This window comes from Bacillus sp. CGMCC 1.60114, from assembly GCF_042676365.1.
In the GTDB taxonomy this organism is placed as follows: Bacteria; Bacillota; Bacilli; order Bacillales; family Bacillaceae_G; genus Bacillus_A; species Bacillus_A rhizoplanae_A.
The window spans coordinates 1-618 of sequence record NZ_JBHTHG010000098.1 but is presented as its reverse complement, the minus strand read 5'-3'; the positions used below and the strand labels follow the sequence as shown (position 1 = coordinate 618).

At 35.0% G+C, this 618-nt stretch carries 1 pseudogene; it reads right to left on the bottom strand.

Features of this window, described 5'->3' with window-relative positions:
* Window positions 1–99: pseudogene (locus ACFQZ1_RS14535) on the bottom strand (IS6 family transposase); the annotation flags it as partial.
* Window positions 100–618 lie beyond the last annotated feature (519 nt).

The following is a 618-nucleotide window of genomic DNA, read 5'->3' as shown; positions in this document are numbered from 1 at the left end:
GTTACGAAAGCTCAAGTTGTACCGTAGGTACCATCTGACAGTAAGAAGAATAATATCGGGTTGATAATGTTTCCACTTGAATAAATTTTGCTTTTCCATACTGAGCACGCCCCTTTTTAGAGTACTAGTATCAGTATGTCCAAGTTTACTAGATTTCTTGCACCAGAACCTTAAGGTTCACATTTTTTGGAGTGTATAGTTTAGTAACATATTTCAAAAATGATGCCGATCTTCCATCTAGTTCAAATAAAACCCTTATGACCATTCAACAAGCCCTGAACAATCAAAATTATTTATATCTCATATAATTCAGATAAAACACGTTCTGTTTGTATACTAACAGTAACAATACAATCCTTTATATCCCACTAGGTTCAGATAAAACAAGAGATGGTTGATATCTTGCACTTCTGGTTATCAACTTTATATCTCACTACGTTCAGATAAAACATTTCCCCGTGGGGAATGCTTTTCCATCCGCTATACTTTTATATCCCACTACGTTCAAATAAAACCCCTTACACAAAACAAAGCAAAAACCGCATTATATCTACAGAAGCATCATATCACATTTCTACCCTTTTGCAGTGAACCACCGGTCTTGTTTCATACCAATTT